Here is a 19,644-nt window from a genome sequence, read left to right as displayed (position 1 = left end):
CGTTGCTCCCGCCGGCACGGGTAGGGCCACCGGTCATTGCTCCCGCCGGCACGGCACCCCCGTGGGGCGAGCGGCATTCCTGCGCCGTGCCGGCGGGAGCAATGACCGGTGGCCCTACCCGTGCCGGCGGGAGCAACGGCCGGAAGCCCTGTCGGTGCCGGCTGGCACACTGGTCGAGTGACCAGCACCGAGACCGCCGGGCAGCAGCCCGACCACAGCTCCGCCAGCGCGTTCACCCGGGCCGCGAACGACCGGGACGCGGCACCGCAGTTCGTGCTGCCGCTCGTCGCACGGATCGAGAAGGCCGACCCACCGGCGCGTATCGACGCGCTGGAGACGGCGGCGCGGGCGGTGCTGGTGCTGCTGTCGGACGAGCGGTCGGCCGGGGACGGCGCATGGGCCGCGGCGGTGCGGGACTGGCAGGACGCCCGGATCCGGAAGGTGGTGCGGCGGGCGCGCGGCGCGGAGTGGCGCCGGGCCGGGGCGCTGCCCGGCATCACGGTCACCGGCGCCCGCGCCGAGGTGCGGGTCTTCCCCCCGGTGCCGCTGGACGGCTGGCCGAAGGAGCTGGCGCGGTTGCAGGTCTCGGGCACGGAGCTGGACGATCCGGAGCCGCCCGGGGCGCCCGCGCCCGACCGGCCGGTGCTGTGGCTCAACCCCGGTCTGGAGATGTCGGCGGGCAAGGAGATGGCGCAGGCCGGACACGCCGCACACCTGGCGTGGTGGGAGCTGTCCGGTGCGGAGCGGGCGGCCTGGCGCGCGGCCGGATTCCCGCTGTCCGTACGGTCCGCGGAGGCCGCGGAGTGGGAGACGCTCACCCGCAGCGGTCTGCCCGTCGTGCAGGATGCCGGCTTCACGGAGATCGCGCCCGGCTCCTGCACGGTGGTCGCCGACCACCCGGCGCTGCGCGGCGCGTTGCCGCCCACCGGGTGAGGCGGCGGGGCGCTTCCTGGGCGTGAGCGGCGCCGTCGGCCAGGGCCACAGGTGAACCTCAAATCAACCTCTGAACCCGATCGGGGCAGGATTCGGACCGCCGTGCCGGGTCAGGAGTACCGACACCACGGAAGAGGGGGAGCCATGCAGTGCCTGGGGACGGGGATCGGCTGGCGGCCGGAGATCGCTGCCGAGATAGCGGAGCTGCCCGGGGTGGACTGGGTCGAGGTGGTGGCGGAGAACATCTGCCCCGGCCATCTCCCGGACGCCCTGCGGGAGCTGCGCGCACGGGGCACCATCGTCGTCCCGCACGGGGTCTCGCTCGGTCTGGGCGGCGCCGACCGTCCGGACGCCGGGCGGCTGACCGCGCTCGCCGAGCGGGCCGCGGCACTGGACGCCCCGATGGTCACCGAGCACCTCGCCTTCGTCCGGGCCGGCGGGCCGCTGACGGCTTCGCCGCGGATGGAGGCGGGGCATCTGCTGCCCGTACCCCGCACCCGTGACGCGCTGGACGTGCTGTGCGAGAACGTGCGGATCGCCCAGGACGCCCTGCCGGTGCCGCTGGCGCTGGAGAACATCGCCGCGCTCATCAACTGGCCGGGCGAGGAGCTGACCGAGGGGCAGTTCCTCACCGAGCTGGTCGAGCGGACCGGGGTGCGGCTGCTCATCGATGTCGCCAACCTCCATACGAACCACATCAACCGGGGCGAGGACCCGGCGGTCGCCCTGGACGGGCTGCCGCTGGAGGCCCTGGCGTACGTCCATGTCGCGGGCGGTGTGGAGCGGGACGGGGTGTGGCACGACAGTCACGCCCACCCGGTGACCGAGCCGGTGCTGGACGTACTGGCCGAGCTGTGCGCCCGGACCACCCCGCCCGGCGTGCTGCTGGAGCGGGACGACGACTTCCCCGGGGGCGGGGAGCTGGCCGGCGAGCTCGACGCGATCCGCGGCGTGCTGAAGGAGGCCCGTCATGCCCGGGCCGCATGAGCCGGAGCCCGGCCCGGCGGCACGGGCCCGCGGCCGGCGGGCGGCGGAAGGCGCCACCACCGCGCGCGCTCCGGCCCCCGCTCCCGTCGGCGGGGCCACCGCACCCGCCCCCGCTCAGGCCACGCCTCCCGTCGGCACGGACACCACGACCGACGCCGCCCGGCAGCGACTCGCGCTGGCGCAGGCCGCGCTGCTGTCGGCGCTGGTCGCCGGGACGCCGGCCCCCGAGGGATTCGACCGCGCCCGGCTCCGGGTGCAGCGCCGGGCGCTGACCGCCAAGCGGGCCGACGTCGTCGCCAAGGTCGCGCCGGAGCTGCCCGGCATCCTCGGCGCGGACTACCGGGCCGCGTTCCTCGGCTATGCGCGCCACCGGCCCATGAGCGACGGCTACCGCCGGGACGCCCTGGAGTTCGCGGCGTATCTGCTGGACCGGGGGCGCCCCGAAGACCGGGACGCACGGCGGCAGTTGCGGCACTGGTGGACGGAGCGCGCGGGGCCGCGGCCGCCGTCCGCGCGGCCCCTGGCCCGGCTGGTGCGCGCGGTGCGGCAGGCCCTGCCCCCAAGGTGACCGCGGCACCCCGCCCAGGAGGAGGGTGCGGGCGGTGCGGTGCGGGACGCGTCGGCGGAGCCTGCGCTACCGCGGGGAGCGGGCTGCCCGCATGGTGAGAAACTTCGTGGCGGTAGGCCGGGCCGTACCGTAGAAAACCGGCTATGTCGCTCCTCTTCCTCCTTGTCGCGTGGTCGACGGCGGTGCTGTCCTGTGCGCTGCTGTGCCGTGCCGCGGTCGCCGCCGCACACCTCACCCCGCCGGCCCCGCGGGCCGGTGCCCAGGCCGTCCCGGCTCCGGCCGCCGCGGAGGGCCGCGGCTCCGGTCTGACCCTGTACGAGATGGCCTACCTTTCCGGCGGACCGCACCGGCTCGCCGACGTGGTGCTGGTGCTGATGGCGCAGAAGCGGCGGCTGCTGCTCGCCGACACCGGCTGGGCAACCGTCGTCGACCCGGTCGGCACGGACGCCGTCGAGCGCGCCGCCCTCACCGCGATAGGCCCCGACGGGCAGCGCCGCATACCGGCCGTACGGGATGCCCTGGTGAGCGACGACGCGGTGCGGCAGGTGGCGGACCGGCTGGAGACGGCGGGGCTGGCGCTGCCGGCCGCGGTCCGTCCGGGCATCAGCGGCGCCGTCCGCCTGGTGCGGGGCGCCGCCCTCGTGGTGCTGCTGTCCGCCGTCGCGACCTACTGGAGGGCGGCGCCCGGCGCGGACAGCGGGCCGGTCCTGGCCTGGTTCGCGGTGCCGCTGATCCTCACCCTCGGCACCTGGGCCGCGGCCCGTTTCGAGCTGCACCCGTACAGCGACTGGGCCACCACGGCGGGCGAGCGGCAGCTGCCCGACGCCGCCGGCTCCCACAGCGCCCCCGACTCCCCTGCCGCCCCGGCCGGCTCGCTCGTCACGCTCGCCCTCCGCGGGCCCGCCGCCCTCACCGACCCCACCTTGCGCGCCGCGCTCCACTCATCCGGGGCATAGCCTCCGACACCGGTCCCTGGTGCTTTACATCGACAATGCGCGCCCCAACTATCCCTTTTGTATGCACACACGAAGGGACGGCCAGTGAGAGCACTTGCGTTGTACGGCACCATCGGGTCGCTGGTGGTGACCGCCCTCGCCACTGCCCCGGCAGGCGGCGTCACGGCTGCCCCCGGCGCGCCACCCGCACCGGTCGCGCACCGCCTCGAATTCGGCCGCTGCGCACCGGTGGAGCATCTGCCGTCGTCCGTGGAGTGCGGAACGCTCACCGTTCCCCTGGACTACGCGCACCCCGACGGCAGGAAGATCCACCTCACCGTCAGCCGGGCCCGGGCCACCGCGCGCGGTGAGCGGCAGGGCGCCCTGGTCTTCAACCCCGGCGGCCCCGGCGCGTCCAGCATGGAGTTCCCGCTGTACGGCGGGCTGCCCAAGTGGAGCAAGCTGGCGCGCGCCTATGACTTCGTGGGCTACGCACCGCGCGGCGTCGGCCGCTCGGCGCCGCTGTCGTGCCAGGACCCCGCGGAGTTCGCCAAGGCGCCCACCGACAGCCGGATGCACCCCGACGCGGCCTTCAAGCGCAAGAAGGTGGCGGAGGCGAGGGCGTACGCCCGTGGCTGCGTCCGCCGGGCCGGGTCCGCGCTGCCCTTCTACAACTCCGTCAACAACGCCCGTGACCTGGACATGCTGCGGGCCGCGCTCGGCGAGCGGCGGCTGACCTTCATGGGCGCCTCGTACGGGACGTACTTCGGTGCGGTCTACGCGACGCTCTTCCCCGGTCACGTCCGGCGGATGATCTTCGACAGCGTGGTCAACCCCGACCCCCGGCAGGTCTGGTACCGCAACAACCTCGACCAGGACGTCGCCTTCGAGCGCCGCTGGGGCGACTGGCTGCGCTGGGTCGCCAGGCACAACGGCCAGTACCACCTGGGCGCCACCCGGCAGGCGGTGCAGCGGGCCTACAACACCGCCGTCACGAAGCTCCGCCGCACGCCCCTCAGCGGGAAGATCGGCGTGGCACAGCTGCAGTCGGCCTTCCTCAAGACCGGCTACAACGACGCCTTCTGGCCGCTGCGTGCCGAGGCGCTCTCGGGGTATCTGCACGGCGACCCCAAGCCGCTGATCGCCCAGGCCCTGCCCCGGCCCGCGGGCGCCGCCGCCGAGGAGAACAGCGCCGCCGTCTACACCGCCGTCGAGTGCAACGACGCCCGCTGGCCGCGCAGCTGGCAGACCTGGAACCGCGACAACACCGAGATCGCCCGGACCGCACCGTTCGAGACCTGGGACAACGCCTGGATGAATCTGCCGTGCGCCTTCTGGCCCGACCGGGCGGAGTCGGCCGATGCCGAACTGGACGCCGCGGCACACCGGGCGGACCGCCCCGAGGCCGGCGGGGATCTGGTGAACGCCGCCGACCGTACGGCCGACGCCGCGCTCGACGGGGCGCTCCACGGTCAGGGCCGTCCGCTCGACGTCCACACCGCGCCCGGGGCGCTGCCGCCGGTGCTGCTGCTGGCCGCGGAGCGGGACGCGGCGACGCCGTACCGCGGCGCGGTGGAGCTGCAGCAGCGGCTGCCCGGCTCCTCGCTGGTCACCGAGAACGGGGCGGGCACCCACGGCATCGCCTTCAACGACAACGCCTGTGTGACCGGGTACGCCGAGGCGTATCTGCTGCACGGGAAGGTCCCGGCGCGCCGGGTGTACTGCGCACCGCGGGCCGAGCCGGTGCCCGGCCAGCAGGCGACCCGGTCGCAGCAGCACGCGCTGCCGGGCAAGTAGCCGGGGAACAGCACACACAGCGCTGCGGGCCGTCCCCCGAGGGGCGGCCCGCAGCGCTGTGCCCGGCCCCGGATCAGGCCAGGCCGGCGACCAGCTCGGCGACCGGCTTACGGCGACCGGTGTAGAACGGGACCTCCTCGCGGACGTGCATCCGCGCCTCGGAGCCGCGCAGGTGGCGCATCAGGTCGACGATCCGGTAGAGCTCGTCGGCCTCGAAGGCCAGCACCCACTCGTAGTCGCCGAGCGAGAACGACGGCACGGTGTTGGCGCGCACGTCCGGGAAGCCGCGGGCCATCTTGCCGTGGTCGGCCAGCATCCGGCGGCGGTCCTCGTCGGGCAGGAGGTACCACTCGTAGGAGCGCACGAAGGGGTAGACGCTGACGTAGTTGCGGGCCACCTCGTCGGCCAGGAAGGCCGGGATGTGCGACTTGTTGAACTCGGCGGGGCGGTGCAGCGCCATGTTCGACCACACCGGCTCCAGCGCGCGGCCCAGACGGGTGCGGCGGAAGAGGTTGTACGCCTCCTGCAGGGCGTCCGAGCTCTCCGAGTGCCACCAGATCATGAGGTCGGCGTCGGCGCGCAGGCCGGACACGTCGTACGTGCCGCGGACCACCACGTCCTTGGCCGCGAGCTGCGCGAACAGCTCCTCGACCTCCTCGGCGTAGCCGCTGCGGTCGTCCGGGAGGACCTCGCGCAGCTTGAAGACCGACCAGAGGGTGTAACGGATGACCTCGTTGAGGTCCTTGGCCTTCTTGCCGGCGTTCGGGGACTTCTCGGGCGCCGCGGGGGTGTGCGGCGCCGAAGCGGGGGTGGAAGCGTCTGTCATGTCGTCCATTCTCACTCGCCCGGGACCCGGTCCGCCGTCAGGGTCCCGAGGATCTCGTCGGCGGCGCGCCGCGCCGAGCCGATACAGGCCGGGATGCCGACGCCGTCGTAGACCGCGCCGCACACCCGCAGCGCACCCGGCATCCCGGCGACCGCGGCGCGGATCCGGGCGACCCGCTCCAGATGGCCGACGGCGTACTGCGGCAGTCCGCCCTCCCAGCGGGTGACGGTGGCGGCGACCGGTCGGGCGGACAGGCCGACCGCCGCACCGAGGTCGGCGAGCGAGAGCGCGACCAGCTCGGAGTCGTCGCGCTGGAGGTCGGCGGCGTCCTGGTAGCGGCCGAGGGAGGTGCGCAGCACGAACAGGTCGGGGTCGGCGTCGCCGACCCAGCCCCATTTGTGGCTGGAGAAGGTCGAGGCCTTGATCCGGCGGCCGTCGACGGGCGGCACGAGGAAGCCGCTGCCGGCGGGCACCCGGTCCAGGTCGACGCGGCGGAAGGCCATGGTGACCAGCGCCATCGAGGCGTAGTCGACGGTGGCCAGCTCGGCGGCCGCGGCGGGCGAGGCCGGACGCAGGAGGTGTGCCGCGGCGCCCGCGGGTGCGGCCATGACGACCGCGTCGGCGGTGAGCGTCCGGTCGCCGAGCCGGATCCGCCAGCCGTCGTCCCCGGCCCAGTGCAGCTCGTCCACGGCGGCCCCGCAGTGGATCTCGCCGCCGGCCCGGCGCACGGCGTCGGCGACGGCGGCCGGCAGGGTCCCGATCCCGCCGTCGATGCCCATGAAGACCGGGGCGTTCCGGGCCTGTCCGTTCTGCGGTGCGGTGGCGGCGGCGCGCGCCTGGAGGGCCCGTACGCCCTCGGTCAGGGAGCGTCGGGTGCGGGCGATCTCGAAGAGCTGCGGGACGGCGGCGCGCATCGAGATGCGGTAGGCGTCACCCGCGTAGACGCCGCCGAGCAGGGGCTCGACGAGCCGGTCGACGACCTCCCGGCCGAGCCGGGCGGCGACGTACTCGCCGACCGCGACGTCCTCGCCGGTCTCGGTCCGGGCCAGGGTCTCGTCCTGGGCGATCCGCGCCATGCCCTCCGGGGAGATCACACCGGAGGCGGCGAGCGGGGCGAGATCCCCGGGCACGCCCATGACATGGCCCTTGGGCATCGGGCGCAGCGCGTCGCGGGTCCACAGGGCCGCGGTGGCGGTGGCCGGTGGCTGCAGCCGGCCGCCGATCCCGACGGCGCGGGCGAGCTCCACCGCCTCCGGGCGCCGGGCCAGCATCGACTCGGCACCGAGGTCGACCGGGACGCCGGCGATCTCGCCCGCGTGCAGTTTGCCGCCGAGCCGGCCGGACGCCTCCAGGACGGTGACCCGGGCGCCGCCTTCGAGCAGACGGTGCGCGGCCGCCAGCCCGGAGATGCCTCCACCGATGACGACGGCATGACCGGGCCCGCGGCCCGTACTGGTGTGCGCTGCGCTCATGCCCCCACTCTCGCAGAGCCGGCCTCCACGACGCCGCCCGGACCGCGGCCCGGGCGACAAGGCGCCGGAGCTCCGGCGCCGTTGGCGGGGGCCGGGAGCCCCCGTTGACAGCGGGCAGCGGCGGGCAAAGACTCATGGTCATGGGCGGCGATCTTCGTGGCGCCCGCCGACCGTCGAGCCCAGGACAGCGAGGACAGCGCCTGATGACCGACCCACGCCTGCGGGATGTGTACATCGTCGATGCCGTACGGACCCCCGTCGGCAAGTACGGCGGCGCACTGGCCGGGGTCCGGCCGGACGACCTCGCCGCCCATGTGCTCAAGGCCCTGGTGGACCGCACCCCGGACCTCGATCCGGCGCGGATCGACGACGTCTGCTTCGGCGATGCCAACGGCGCCGGCGAGGACAACCGCAATGTGGCGCGGATGGCGGTGCTGCTGGCCGGGCTGCCGGTGACCGTTCCCGGCGTGACCGTGAACCGCCTGTGCGGGTCCGGCCTGGAGGCGGTCATCCAGGCGGCCCGGGCCATCGCGCACGGCGACGCACGGATCGCGGTGGCGGGCGGCGTCGAGTCGATGAGCCGCGCGCCGTATGTGCTGCGCAAACCGGAACGCGCCTTCCCCGCGGGGCATCAGGAGATGTTCTCCTCGACGCTGGGCTGGCGGATGGTCAACTCACGGATGCGTCCGGAGTGGACGGTCGCGCTCGGCGAGGGCGCCGAGCTCATCGCCGACCGGTACGGCATCACCCGCGAACAGCAGGACGTCTTCGCGCTGGCCAGCCACCAGAAGGCGGTGCGCGCCTGGCAGGAGGGCGCCTACGACGCGGAGGTCGTGCCGCTGCCGGAGGTGGACCTGCTGCGCGACGAGACCATCCGCGAGGGCTCCTCCCTGGAGTCCCTCTCGAAGCTGAAGCCGGTGTTCCGTGCGGCCGGCGGCACGGTCACCGCCGGCAACTCCTCGCCGCTCAACGACGGTGCCGCGGCCCTGCTGCTGGTGGACGAGGAGGGCCTGCGGGCCACGGGGCGCGAACCGCTGGCCCGTATCCGTGCGAGCGCGGTGACCGGCGTCGAGCCGCAGCTGTTCGGCCTGGGCCCGGTGGAGGCGGTACGCCGCGCGCTGGAGCGCTCCGGCCGGGGCTTCGGCGACATCGCGTCCTTCGAGCTCAACGAGGCCTTCGCCGCGCAGGCCCTGGGCTGCATCACCCAGTGGCCGGAACTCGACCCGTCGGTGGTGAACCCCCAGGGCGGCGCCATCGCCATCGGCCACCCCCTGGGAGCCTCCGGCGCCCGCCTGGCCGGCTCGGTGGCCCACCAGCTCGCCGCCCAGGGCTCGGGCACCGGCCTGGCCGCGCTCTGCATCGGGGTGGGGCAGGGGCTGGCGCTGGTGCTGGAGCGCTGAGCTCAGGGTTGTCCACAGGGCCACGCGCGGATCGCTGACGAGCCGTAACGTAGCGAAGGCGGGCGAGAGAGACGCACGGCAGGCGGTACGACACGGCACGCGGACAGCACACCCAGGGCCACAAGGACGACAAGGGGGCCGGCATGACGGCGGAACGGCTGGTGATCGTCGGCGGCGACGCGGCAGGAATGGCCGCGGCCTCACAGGCCCGCCGGCTCAGGAAGCCCGGCGAGCTGGCCATCACCGCATTCGAGCGCGGCCATTTCACGTCGTACTCGGCCTGCGGGATCCCGTACTGGGTGGGCGGCGAGGTCGACGGCCCGGATGCCCTGATCGCCCGTACGGCGGCGGAGCACCGCGCCCGGGACATCGATCTGCGGATGCGCACCGAGGTGACGGAACTCGACCTGGACCGCGGCCGGGTGCGTACCCGGGAGCTGGACAACGACGGCCGGGAGAGCTGGACGGGCTTCGACACGTTGGTGCTGGCGACCGGAGCACGCCCGCGCCGCCCCCGGCTGCCGGGGATCGACGCCCCGGGGGTGCACGGCGTGCAGACCCTCGACGACGGCCAGGCGCTGCTGGACACCCTGGAGGAATCGGCGGGCCGCCGCGCGGTGGTGATCGGCGCGGGCTACATCGGGGTGGAGATGGCCGAGGCCCTGATCCGCCGCGGCTACCGGGTCACGGTGCTGGAGCAGAGCGCACAGCCGATGTCCACCCTCGACCCGGACATGGGCGCCCTCGTCCACGAGGCGATGTGCGCGATGGGCATCGAGACGGTGCGCGGCAGCGCCGTCACCGGGGTGCTGACCGGCCCGGACGGCCGGGCGTGCGCGGTGACCACCGAGGACGCCGAGTACCCGGCGGACGTGGTCGTGCTGGGGATGGGCGTGCGCCCCGAGACCACGCTCGCCGCCGCGGCCGGGCTGCCGCTGGGCGAGTCCGGCGGGCTGCTCACCGATCTGGCGATGCGGGTCCGCGGCCAGGAACACATCTGGGCGGGCGGGGACTGCGTGGAGGTGTGGGACCTGGTCTCCGGCCAGACCCGCCACATCGCGCTGGGCACCCACGCCAACAAGCACGGGCAGATCATCGGCACCAACGTGGGCGGCGGCTATGCGACCTTCCCCGGCGTCGTCGGCACCGCCGTCAGCAAGGTCTGCGACCTGGAGATCGCCCGTACGGGACTGCTGGAACGCCATGCGGAGGCCGCCGGGCTGCGTTTCGTCACCACGACCGTCGAGGCCACCAGCCGCGCCGGCTACTACCCCGGCACCCGCCCGATGCACGTCAAGATGCTTGCCGAGCACCGCACGGGACGGCTGCTGGGCGTGCAGATCGTCGGCCGCGAGGGCGCCGGCAAGCGGGTCGACATCGCGGCGGTCGCGCTCACGGCCAAGATGACCGTGGAGCAGATGACCGCCCTCGACCTCGGCTACGCACCGCCGTTCTCCCCGGTCTGGGACCCGGTGCTGGTGGCGGCCCGCAAGGCGACCCGGGCCGTACGGGAGGCCGGGGACTGACGGTTCGCATGCCCGGCGCGCCCGCCGCACGGGAGGGCGGGGCGGGCCGGCGCCGGTCCGGTGACCTCCCGCGGAACGTCGGCCGGTCCGGTGGTGTCCCGCGGAACGTCGGCCGGTCCGGTGGTGTCCCGCAGGACGCCCGGCCGGACCGGTGGGACGGCTCCGCTCAGCGCGCCGTCTGCGTGTGGACGTACTCGACGAGGCGGGTCAGCGCCTCCGGGTCGGTGCTGGGCAGCACGCCGTGGCCGAGGTTGAAGATGTGCCCCTCCAGACCGGTGGCCGCGTCCAGGACCTCACGGGCCTTGGTCTCGACGGCCTCCCGGGGCGCGAAGAGCACGGCCGGGTCGATATTGCCCTGGAGCGCCTTGCCGGGGCCGACGCGGCGGGCCGCCTCGTCCAGCGGGACCCGCCAGTCGACGCCGACGACATCCGCGCCCGCCTCGCCCAGCAGGCCGAGGAGTTCGCCGGTGCCGACGCCGAAGTGGATCCGCGGCACACCCCGGCCCTCGACCGCCCGGAACACCTTGGAGGAGGCCGGCATCACACTGCGGCGGTAGTCGGCCGGCGAGAGCGCGCCCACCCAGGAGTCGAAGAGCTGGACCGCGCTCGCCCCGGCCTCGATCTGGACCGTGAGGAAGGCCGAGGTGATCTCGGCGAGGCGGTCCAGGAGGTCGGCCCACAGCTCCGGGTCGCCGTACATGAGGGCCTTGGTCTGCTCGTGGTTGCGCGACGGGCCGCCCTCGACGAGGTAGCTGGCGAGCGTGAAGGGCGCGCCGGCGAAGCCGATGAGGGGCGTGCCGCCGAGCTCGCGGACGAGCATGCCGATGGCCTCGGTGACGTACGGGACGTCACCGGGCTCCAGATCACGCAGCTGCGCGAGGTCGGCACGGGTGCGGATCGGGTTCGCGATGACCGGGCCGACGCCGGGCTTGATGTCGAGGTCGACGCCGATGGCCTTGAGCGGGACGACGATGTCGCTGTAGTAGATGGCGGCGTCGACGTGGTGGCGGCGCACGGGCTGCAGCGTGATCTCGGTGACCAGCTCGGGCCGCGTACAGGAGTCGAGCATCGCGATGCCCTCGCGGACCTTGCGGTACTCGGGGAGTGAGCGCCCGGCCTGGCGCATGAACCACACCGGGGTGTGCGGCACCGGCTCCCGTCGGCACGCCTTGAGGAATGCCGAGTCGTACGTAGCGGTCTGCTGCTGGCCCGTGGCCTGGTTGTTGGCGCTCACGCCCCAAATCTTCGCATGCCGGTCCGGCGGCCGATTTCGGCAGGTGGCCGATATCTCCGCATGCGCCCGACGGCACCTCCGAACGGGCGACGCGCGCACCGGGTGTCCTCCCCGTATGCGGGCCCGATTCCGCCTAACCTTCCGGGCATGGCTGCGGCTCATGAACACCTCGCGGACAGCGCGGACGAGGCCCCGATCCCCTTCCGTCAGGCGGTCGAAGCGCTCCGCGCGGCCCGACTGCGGCCGGAGATCGAGATCGATCCGACGCCCGCCCCGAAACGGCTCGCCCCGTTCGCGTACGCCCTGGAGGCGGCGGTCGTCGAGCGCGGCGCGGGCCCGGACGGCGAGGACCGGGATCTGGCGGACGGTCGGCTGGTGGTGCTGCACAACCCGGCCGGGGACGACACCTGGCAGGGCACCTTCCGGGTGGTGACCCTGGCGCGGGCCGAGCTGGAGCCGGAGATGGGCAGCGATCCGCTGCTGCCGGAGGTGTCGTGGTCGTGGCTCACGGGCGCGCTGGAAGCGCGCGGGGTGCACTACGGCGCGCCGAGCGGAACGGTGACGCGGGCCGGCTCGTACTACTTCGGCGGGCTCGCGGCGCGTGAGCCAGCGACCCAGATCGAGATCCGGGCGTCGTGGACGCCCCCCGAGGGCCCCGGCGGGGTGCCGGATCTGGCGGCCCATCTGGCGGCGTGGTGCGATCTGCTGTGCCAGGTGGCGGGCCTGCCGCCGGCCAATCCCGACCTGCCGCCGCGCGGCGGCGTCGTCCCGCTCCCCCAGCGCCGTGGCGCACAGCCCCGCTGAACTGCACTTTTCCCGCCCGGTCCGGCCGGCGCCGACCGCTTCGCGCACGGCCGCTCCGGGGCTTCGTCCGCGGCCGGACGGGCCTCGCGCCGGTCCGGCCGTCGTGCTGCGTCGGCGCCGGTGCGGCATCGCGAACGGCTTTGATCATCTATGTGCGCACCGGGTGCGCAACTGTGATCGATCACGCATCCGATTTGCCCGAATTGCCCCTAACTAAATCGTGATCAAAGTCTAAAGTCCCGCCGGATTGCTGCCGAAGAGGTCAGTGACCCTTCAAACACGGATCATTCCGGCTCCCCCAAGCCGGGTCCGTCCTCGCCACTCCCCCAGGAGGCCCGGTGTCTGTTCTCCTCGAGCAACCTTCGAGCCTGGTCGCCTACCGCCCGAACAAGCCGACGGCCATGGTCGTCGTGGCCGACCCTCGCGTCCGCTCCACCGTCACCCGCCACCTGTGGGCCCTCGGAGTTCGTGATGTGATCGAGGCGTCGTCCATCGCGGAGGCCCGTCCCCGCGTCGGCAACCCGCGCGACATCTGCGTTGCCGACGTCCACCTTCCCGACGGCTCCGGCCTCACCCTCCTGTCCGAGACCCGGGCGGCGGGCTGGCCCAACGGCCTCGCACTGTCCGCGGCCGACGACATCGGCGCCGTACGCAACGCCCTGGCCGGCGGGGTCAAGGGCTACGTCGTCACCGGCACCCGCACCAATCTGGGCATCCCCGGCCGCCCCGGCACCTCGCCCATCGGCGCCAACGCGGCCCGCATGCAGCGCCGTCCGCCGGGTGCCCCCGGTCACCCCGGTGGCTATCGCGAGCTGTCGGGCCGTGAGGTCGAGGTCTTGCGGCTGGTGGCGGAGGGCCAGTCCAACAAGGCCATCGGCGTCTCGATGGGGCTGTCGGCGCTGACCGTCAAGAGTCACCTCGCCCGCATCGCCCGCAAGCTCGGCACCGGGGACCGGGCCGGAATGGTGGCGGTCGCACTGCGCACCGGCATCATCCACTGACCGCTCATCCGACCGGCCCGCCCGTCGAGGGAACGTTCCCTCGACGGGCGACGTGCATACACAGATACCCTTGACTGGTGACCGACGCCCAAAAGACCGCAGCAGAGACGACACTGCGAGCACCCGGAGACTCGCCTCCGGATCCCCGACCGGCGCCGGTCCCTCTCCTGGAGCCCCGCGAGGGCATCCCCCCGGTGGTCGCCACCGGCGAGGCACTCGCCGAGGTCGTGGCCGCGTTCGCAGGCGGTACGGGCCCAGTGGCCGTCGACGCCGAGCGGGCCTCCGGCTATCGCTACGGCCAGCGTGCCTACCTCGTACAGCTGCGCCGCGAGGGGGCCGGCAGCGCACTGATCGACCCGGTCGGCTGTGCCGATCTGTCGGCACTGGGGGAGGCGATCGGCGACGCCGAGTGGGTACTGCACGCCGCCAGCCAGGACCTTCCCTGCCTGCGTGACATAGGGATGGTCCCCACCCGGCTGTTCGACACCGAGCTGGCCGGGCGACTGGCCGGCTTCGCCCGGGTCGGCCTGGGCGCCATGGTCGAGAACGTCCTCGGCTTCGCCCTGGAGAAGGGCCACTCCGCCGTCGACTGGTCCACCCGCCCGCTGCCCGAGCCGTGGCTGCGCTATGCCGCGCTCGACGTCGAGCTGCTGGTGGACCTGCGCGACGCGCTGGAGGAGGAGTTGGGGCGGCAGGGGAAGCTGGAGTGGGCCCGGCAGGAGTTCGCGGCGATCGCCGCCGCCCCGCAAGGACCCCTGGCGCCGCACGTCCGGGATGCACAAGGTCCGCCGGCGGCGCCAGATGGCGGTCGTACGGGAGCTGTGGACGGCCCGTGACCAGGTCGCCCAGCGGCGGGACGTGTCGCCCGGCAAGGTGCTCGGGGACGCCGCGATCGTGGAGGCGGCGCTGAGTCTGCCGGCGAACAGCCACGCACTGGCCGCGCTGCCCGGCTTCGGCCACCGCATGGGCCGGCGGCAGCTGGAGCAGTGGCAGGCCGCCGTCGACCGGGCCCGCGCCCTGGCCGAGAGCGAGCTGCCGCAGCCCGGCCAGCCGCTCAGCGGGCCGCCGCCGCCCCGCGCATGGGCCGACAAGGACCCGGCCGCCGCGGCCCGGCTGTCGGCCGCCCGCGCATCGGTCACCGCGCTCGCCGAGCGGCTGAATCTCCCGCAGGAGAACCTCATCACCCCGGACACGGTGCGCCGGCTGTGCTGGGAGCCGCCGGAGCTGCCGACGGCGGAGTCGGTCGCCGAGGTGCTGGCCGGCCACGGCGCCCGGCCCTGGCAGATCGAGCAGGTCACGCCGATCCTCACCGCGGCGCTGCAGGCGGACGCGGACTGACGCACACGGCCCGGGCCGGAGGGGGACGCCGGCCCGGGGCGCGCGGTGGGCAGGTCAGCCCTGCTCGACGTGCATCCACAGGACCTTGCGGTTGGTGGCGTCGATCTCGTAGGCCGTCTCGTTCCAGTCGTCGGTGGTCACCACGCCCACGGACCAGGCCGGGTTGTCGGTGTTGCCGTGGTCGGCGTCGCCGAGCTCAAGGGAGGTGACGGTGCCCTTCGTCTTGTCGGTGGCCGTCGTCGCGGCCTGTTGGGCGGTGACGGTGGCCTGGGACAGCCGGGCGGCCAGCTGCTGTTTGTCGCCGGGGTCGTCCGACTCGGTCCGCGGCTGGTCGGCCTTGCCGGTGCGCGCGTCCACGCGGACGTCGCTCACCGTCCCGTCGGAGGTGGCGACCGCGGTGTTCCAGTACGGGCTGTCGGGCGTCCCCTTGAGCTCCGCGGCGATCGGCTCCGAGGCCGGGACCGCCGCGACCGCGGCCTTCAGCGCCTCCATGTAATCCACCGTGGCGCTGGTGATCAGGGCCTTGCGCTGCGCCTGGTCCGTGCTGAGCGAGCCGCTCGGCGTGGCGGGGGCCGAGGCGGGCACCGGACGCCTGGGGCTTCCGGTGTCGTTCTTGCCGGTACTCCCGCAGCCCGACACCAGCGCGCCCGCGGCGGCTACGGCGCAGACCAGGCCGATCGCGCGCGGCGCTGCCGGACGCCCGCGCCGGACCACGACATGACTCCTCTTCGTCTCCATGTGGTCACTCTAAGTGTGCTATGGGAGGAATTGCGCCAAGACCCGGCGACATTCGGTCCGTTTCGTTCACCGCCTGCCGCCGCGCAGCGGGGCACACCCGGCGGCCGGCGCCGCCATCCGGTGTGACCTTCGCCGCTCCGGCCGGTGGGGGTGTGCAGCTTGGTTACCCGTAAGTAGCATGTCGGTGTGAAGCGTCCCCCGGGACGCTCCCGCAGCAGTGCCACCCCGCACCTGGAGGAGAGCCAACGTGCCTCGTACCGCTAGGGACGTCGTCTTCGTCGACGGCGTCCGCACCCCGTTCGGCAAGGCGGGCCCGAAGGGCATCTACCACGAGACCCGCGCCGACGATCTCGTCGTGAAGGCCATCCGGGAGCTGCTGCGCCGCAACCCGGCCCTGGACCCCGCGAAGATCGACGAGGTCGCCATCGCCGCCACCACCCAGATCGGTGACCAGGGCCTGACCCTCGGCCGGACCGCCGGCATCCTCGCCGGTCTGCCGCAGTCGGTGCCCGGCTACTCCATCGACCGCATGTGTGCCGGTGCGCTGACCGCCGTCACCGCCACCGCCGGCTCCATCGCCTTCGGCGCCTACGACGCCGTCATCGCCGGTGGTGTCGAGCACATGGGGCGCCACCCCATGGGCGAGGCCGTCGACCCGAACCCGCGGTTCGTGAGCGAGAAGCTCGTCGACCAGTCCGCGCTGTTCATGGGCATGACCGCGGAGAACCTCCACGACCGCTACCCGCAGATCACCAAGGAGCGCTCGGACGCCTACGCGGTGCGCTCGCAGGAGAAGGCGGCGAAGGCGTACGCGAACGGGAAGATCCAGCAGGATCTCGTCCCGATCTCGGTGCGGAACACCAACTCCGAGGTCGGTGAGACCGGTTGGGGTCTGGTGACCGCCGACGAGCCGATGCGCCCGGGGACCACCCTGGAGAACCTCGCCGGCCTCAAGACGCCGTTCCGTACGCACGGCCGGGTCACGGCCGGTAACGCCGCCGGTCTCAACGACGGCGCCACCGCCTCGATCCTCGCCTCCGAGGACTTCGCCCGGGAGCACGACCTTCCGGTCAAGATGCGCCTGGTCTCCTACGCCTTCGCGGGCGTCGAGCCCGAGGTCATGGGCTACGGCCCGATCCCGGCCACCGAGAAGGCCCTCGCCCAGGCGGGCCTGGGCATCGGTGACATCGGCCTGTTCGAGATCAACGAGGCGTTCGCCGTCCAGGTGCTCGCCTTCCTCGACCACTACGGCATCGCCGACGACGACGCGCGCGTCAACCAGTACGGCGGCGCCATCGCCTACGGCCACCCGCTGGCCTCCTCCGGCGTCCGGCTGATGACCCAGCTGGCCCGGCAGTTCGAGGAGCAGCCGGAGGTCCGCTACGGCCTGACCACCATGTGCGTCGGCTTCGGCATGGGCGCGACGGTCATCTGGGAGAACCCGAACCACAAGGACGCCGGAGGCGACAAGTGAGCACCACGACCACCGCCGAGCTCCTCAAGGGCGCGGCCGAGCTGTTCCCCGACGAGGTCGTGACGTCGGCGCACGTCCGCCACCTCGATCTGCCGTACGGCGCGGGCCGGTTCGCCCTGATCACGCTGGACAACGGCTTCGACCACACCAAGCCGACCACCTTCGGCCCGGGCTCGCTGGCGAACCTCAACGCCGCGCTCGACCAGGTCGAGAAGGAGGCCGCAGACGGCGACATCGTCGGCGTCGGCGTCACCGGCAAGCCGTTCATCTTCGCCGTCGGCGCCGACCTCAAGGGCGTCGAGCTGCTGAAGCGGCACGAGGACGCGCTGGCCATCGGCAAGGGCGGCCACGAGGTCTTCAAGCGGCTGTCCGCGCTCGCCGTGCCGACCTTCGCGTACTACAACGGTGCCGCGATGGGCGGCGGTGTCGAGGTCGGTCTGCACTGCTCGTACCGCACGGTCTCCAAGGCCCTGCCCGCCTTCTCGCTGCCCGAGGTCTTCCTCGGTCTCGTCCCGGGCTGGGGCGGCTGCGCGCTGCTGCCCAACCTGATCGGTGCGGACAAGGCCGTTTCGGTCATCATCGAGAACTCGCTCAACCAGAACAAGCAGCTCAAGGGCCAGCAGGTCTTCGACCTCGGCATCGCGGACGCGATCTTCGAGGGCGCGGACTTCCTGGAGCAGTCGCTGATCTGGACCGCGCAGGTCCTCAAGGGCGACGTGGCGGTCGAGCGCCCCGAGATCGACCGCGGCGAGGCCTGGGACCAGGCCGTCGCCAAGGGCAAGTTCATCGCCGACGGCAAGGTGCACGGCGCCGCCCCGGCCGCCTACCGTGCGCTCGACATCATCGCCGCCGCCAAGAACGGTGACCTCCGAGCCGGTTTCGACGCCGAGGACCAGGCGCTCGCCGACCTGATCATGGGCGGTGAACTCCGCGCCGGCATCTACTCGTTCAACCTCGTGCAGAAGCGCGCCAAGCGCCCCGCCGGCGCTCCGGACAAGAAGCTCGCGCGCCCGGTCAGCAAGGTCGGCGTCGTCGGCGCCGGTCTGATGGCCTCGCAGCTCGCCCTGCTCTTCCTGCGCCGCCTGGAGGTGCCGGTCGTGCTGACCGACATCGACCAGGAGCGCGTCGACAAGGGTGTGGGATACGTCCACGCCGAGATCGACAAGCTGCTCGGCAAGGGCCGGATCAACCAGGACAAGGCCAACCGCCTCAAGGCCCTGGTCTCCGGTGTCCTCGACAAGGCCGAGGGCTTCTCCGACGCCGACTTCATCATCGAGGCCGTCTTCGAGGAGATCGGCGTCAAGCAGCAGGTGTTCGCGGAGGTGGAGGCCGTCGCCCCGGCGCACGCGATCCTCGCCACCAACACCTCCTCGCTGTCGGTCACCGAGATGGCGTCGAAGCTGAAGCACCCCGAGCGGGTCGTCGGCTTCCACTTCTTCAACCCGGTCGCGATCCTGCCGCTGCTGGAGATCGTGCGCGGCGAGAAGACCGACGACGCCTCGCTGGCCACGGCGTTCGGTGTCGCCAAGACGCTGAAGAAGACCGCGGTGCTGGTGAAGGACGCCCCCGCGTTCGTCGTCAACCGCATCCTGACCCGCTTCATGGGCGAGATCCAGAACGTCATCGACGAGGGCACCCCGGTCGAGGTCGCCGAGAAGGCCATCGAGCCGCTCGGTCTGCCGATGTCGCCGCTGGTGCTGCTGGAGCTGGTCGGCCCGGCGATCGGTCTGCACGTGTCGGAGACCCTCAACGGCGCCTTCCCGGACCGCTTCACGGTGTCCCCCAACCTCAAGGCCGTCGTCGAGGCCGGCAAGCGCGGCTTCTACGTCTACGACTCCGGCAAGCCGGAGCTGGACCCCGAGGTCGCGGCCCTCCTCAAGCAGGGCGACTCGGTGCTGACGGAGGAGCAGGTCCGCGACCGCGTCCTGGACGCGGTGGCGCAGGAGATCGGCCTGATGCTGGACGAGGGCGTGGTCGCCGAGGCGCAGGACATCGACCTGTGCCTGATCACCGGCGCCGGCTGGCCCTTCCACCTGGGCGGCATCACGCCGTACCTGGACCGTGCCGGTGTCTCCGAGCGGGTGCGGGGCAAGAAGTTCCTGGCCCCGGGCATCGCGAGCGTGCCCGCGTAACGGTGCACGACTGACAGCGGGATGCGCGGGCCGGCTCGGCGGAGCCGGTCCGCGCATTCGTGTGCGGCGCACGGGCGGCGGCGCCGTGGGAGGGTGACGGCATGGATGCCTTGCTCATTGTCGATGCCGCGAATGTCGTGGGCTCGGTGCCCGACGGCTGGTGGCGGGACCGGCACGGTGCCGCCGAGCGGCTGCGCGACGCGCTGGTCGCCCCTGCCGCGGACGGACTGCCGGGACTTCTCGCCCCGCCCCTGGAGCTGGTCCTGGTCGTGGAGGGCGCGGCCCGCGGCGTCGAGTCCGTGGCGGGCGTACGGGTGGTGCCGGCGGCCGGCAGCGGCGACGACCGGATCGTGCAGCTGGTGGCCGACGAGAGCGGCGGACGGGACTGTCTGGTGGTGACCGCGGACCGCGGGCTGCGGCAGCGGGTCCAGGCACTGGGGGCGCGGGGTGGCATCTGCCGCCGATCCTGTCCGGTACGC

The 19,644-nt window shown here is 73.4% G+C and carries 14 protein-coding genes and 2 pseudogenes; 12 read left to right on the top strand and 4 right to left on the bottom strand.

What is annotated here, in order from left to right; translation table 11 throughout:
- Positions 1–273 precede the first annotated feature (273 nt).
- The 4 genes and pseudogenes from EST92_RS23315 (at position 274) to EST92_RS23300 (ending at position 5,220) form a co-directional block, all read left to right on the top strand.
- Positions 274–933, top strand: a complete 660-nt coding sequence (locus EST92_RS23315; protein WP_254068972.1) for an aminoacyl-tRNA hydrolase — start codon at positions 274–276, stop codon at positions 931–933.
- Positions 934–1,077: 144 nt separating this feature from the next.
- Positions 1,078–2,488, top strand: a pseudogene (locus tag EST92_RS23310) (DUF692 domain-containing protein).
- 143 nt (positions 2,489–2,631) lie between these two features.
- Entirely contained in the window at positions 2,632–3,444 is an 813-nt protein-coding gene (locus EST92_RS23305) for a TIGR04222 domain-containing membrane protein (protein WP_129282780.1), read from the top strand.
- 84 nt (positions 3,445–3,528) lie between these two features.
- On the top strand, positions 3,529–5,220 hold the full coding sequence (locus EST92_RS23300; protein ID WP_254068971.1) for an alpha/beta hydrolase: 1,692 nt from the start codon (positions 3,529–3,531) through the stop codon (positions 5,218–5,220).
- A gap of 73 nt (positions 5,221–5,293) precedes the next feature.
- On the opposite strand, the gene hemQ is transcribed toward EST92_RS23300, so the two are convergent.
- The gene (hemQ, locus tag EST92_RS23295) at positions 5,294–6,046 is read right to left on the bottom strand and encodes a hydrogen peroxide-dependent heme synthase (protein WP_129250478.1); all 753 of its coding nucleotides are present in this window, start codon (positions 6,044–6,046) and stop codon (positions 5,294–5,296) included.
- Between the two features lie 11 nt (positions 6,047–6,057).
- Positions 6,058–7,518, bottom strand: a complete 1,461-nt coding sequence (gene hemG, locus EST92_RS23290; protein WP_129282779.1) for a protoporphyrinogen oxidase — start codon at positions 7,516–7,518, stop codon at positions 6,058–6,060.
- 203 nt (positions 7,519–7,721) lie between these two features.
- On the opposite strand from hemG, the gene EST92_RS23285 reads away from it, so the two are divergent.
- Together EST92_RS23285 and EST92_RS23280 are read left to right on the top strand one after the other, a co-directional pair.
- Complete coding sequence (locus EST92_RS23285) at positions 7,722–8,918, top strand: thiolase family protein (protein ID WP_129250480.1); 1,197 nt, start codon at positions 7,722–7,724, stop codon at positions 8,916–8,918.
- Positions 8,919–9,061: 143 nt separating this feature from the next.
- On the top strand, positions 9,062–10,444 hold the full coding sequence (locus EST92_RS23280) for an FAD-dependent oxidoreductase (RefSeq protein WP_129282778.1): 1,383 nt from the start codon (positions 9,062–9,064) through the stop codon (positions 10,442–10,444).
- Positions 10,445–10,610: 166 nt separating this feature from the next.
- Here the strand turns inward: EST92_RS23280 and hemE are convergent, their stop codons facing one another.
- On the bottom strand, positions 10,611–11,678 hold the full coding sequence (gene hemE / locus EST92_RS23275) for a uroporphyrinogen decarboxylase (RefSeq protein WP_129282777.1): 1,068 nt from the start codon (positions 11,676–11,678) through the stop codon (positions 10,611–10,613).
- A gap of 147 nt (positions 11,679–11,825) precedes the next feature.
- Between hemE and EST92_RS23270 the strand changes: the two genes are divergently transcribed.
- The 3 genes and pseudogenes from EST92_RS23270 to EST92_RS23260 all read left to right on the top strand — a co-directional run bounded on the left by EST92_RS23270 (position 11,826) and on the right by EST92_RS23260 (position 14,821).
- On the top strand, positions 11,826–12,482 hold the full coding sequence (locus tag EST92_RS23270) for a DUF3000 domain-containing protein (RefSeq protein WP_129282776.1): 657 nt from the start codon (positions 11,826–11,828) through the stop codon (positions 12,480–12,482).
- Between the two features lie 338 nt (positions 12,483–12,820).
- The gene (locus EST92_RS23265) at positions 12,821–13,483 is read left to right on the top strand and encodes a response regulator transcription factor (RefSeq protein ID WP_006602452.1); all 663 of its coding nucleotides are present in this window, start codon (positions 12,821–12,823) and stop codon (positions 13,481–13,483) included.
- Between the two features lie 77 nt (positions 13,484–13,560).
- A pseudogene (locus EST92_RS23260) lies at positions 13,561–14,821 on the top strand (ribonuclease D).
- 54 nt (positions 14,822–14,875) lie between these two features.
- Here EST92_RS23260 and EST92_RS23255 read toward each other — a convergent pair.
- Positions 14,876–15,559 carry a PepSY domain-containing protein gene (locus EST92_RS23255; RefSeq protein ID WP_254068970.1) on the bottom strand — a complete coding sequence of 228 codons (684 nt, stop codon included), beginning with the start codon at positions 15,557–15,559 and terminating at the stop codon, positions 14,876–14,878.
- A 247-nt stretch (positions 15,560–15,806) separates the two neighbouring features.
- Here EST92_RS23255 and EST92_RS23250 point away from each other — a divergent pair, with 247 nt between their 5' ends.
- From EST92_RS23250 to EST92_RS23240, 3 genes are all read left to right on the top strand, one after another.
- A complete protein-coding gene (locus tag EST92_RS23250; RefSeq protein ID WP_129282775.1) occupies positions 15,807–17,033 on the top strand; it encodes an acetyl-CoA C-acyltransferase in 1,227 nt (408 codons plus the stop codon).
- On the top strand, positions 17,030–19,165 hold the full coding sequence (locus EST92_RS23245; protein ID WP_129282774.1) for a 3-hydroxyacyl-CoA dehydrogenase NAD-binding domain-containing protein: 2,136 nt from the start codon (positions 17,030–17,032) through the stop codon (positions 19,163–19,165). Before EST92_RS23250 ends, EST92_RS23245 begins: the two co-directional genes overlap by 4 nt.
- A 101-nt stretch (positions 19,166–19,266) precedes the next feature.
- Positions 19,267–19,644 (top strand): NTP pyrophosphohydrolase (locus EST92_RS23240; RefSeq protein WP_129282773.1); only part of this gene is annotated, 378 nt, incomplete at its 3' end.

It is taken from the genome of Streptomyces sp. TM32, assembly GCF_004122755.1.
Taxonomy (GTDB): Bacteria; Actinomycetota; Actinomycetes; order Streptomycetales; family Streptomycetaceae; genus Streptomyces; species Streptomyces sioyaensis.
This window is presented reverse-complemented; position numbering and strand designations above follow the sequence as displayed.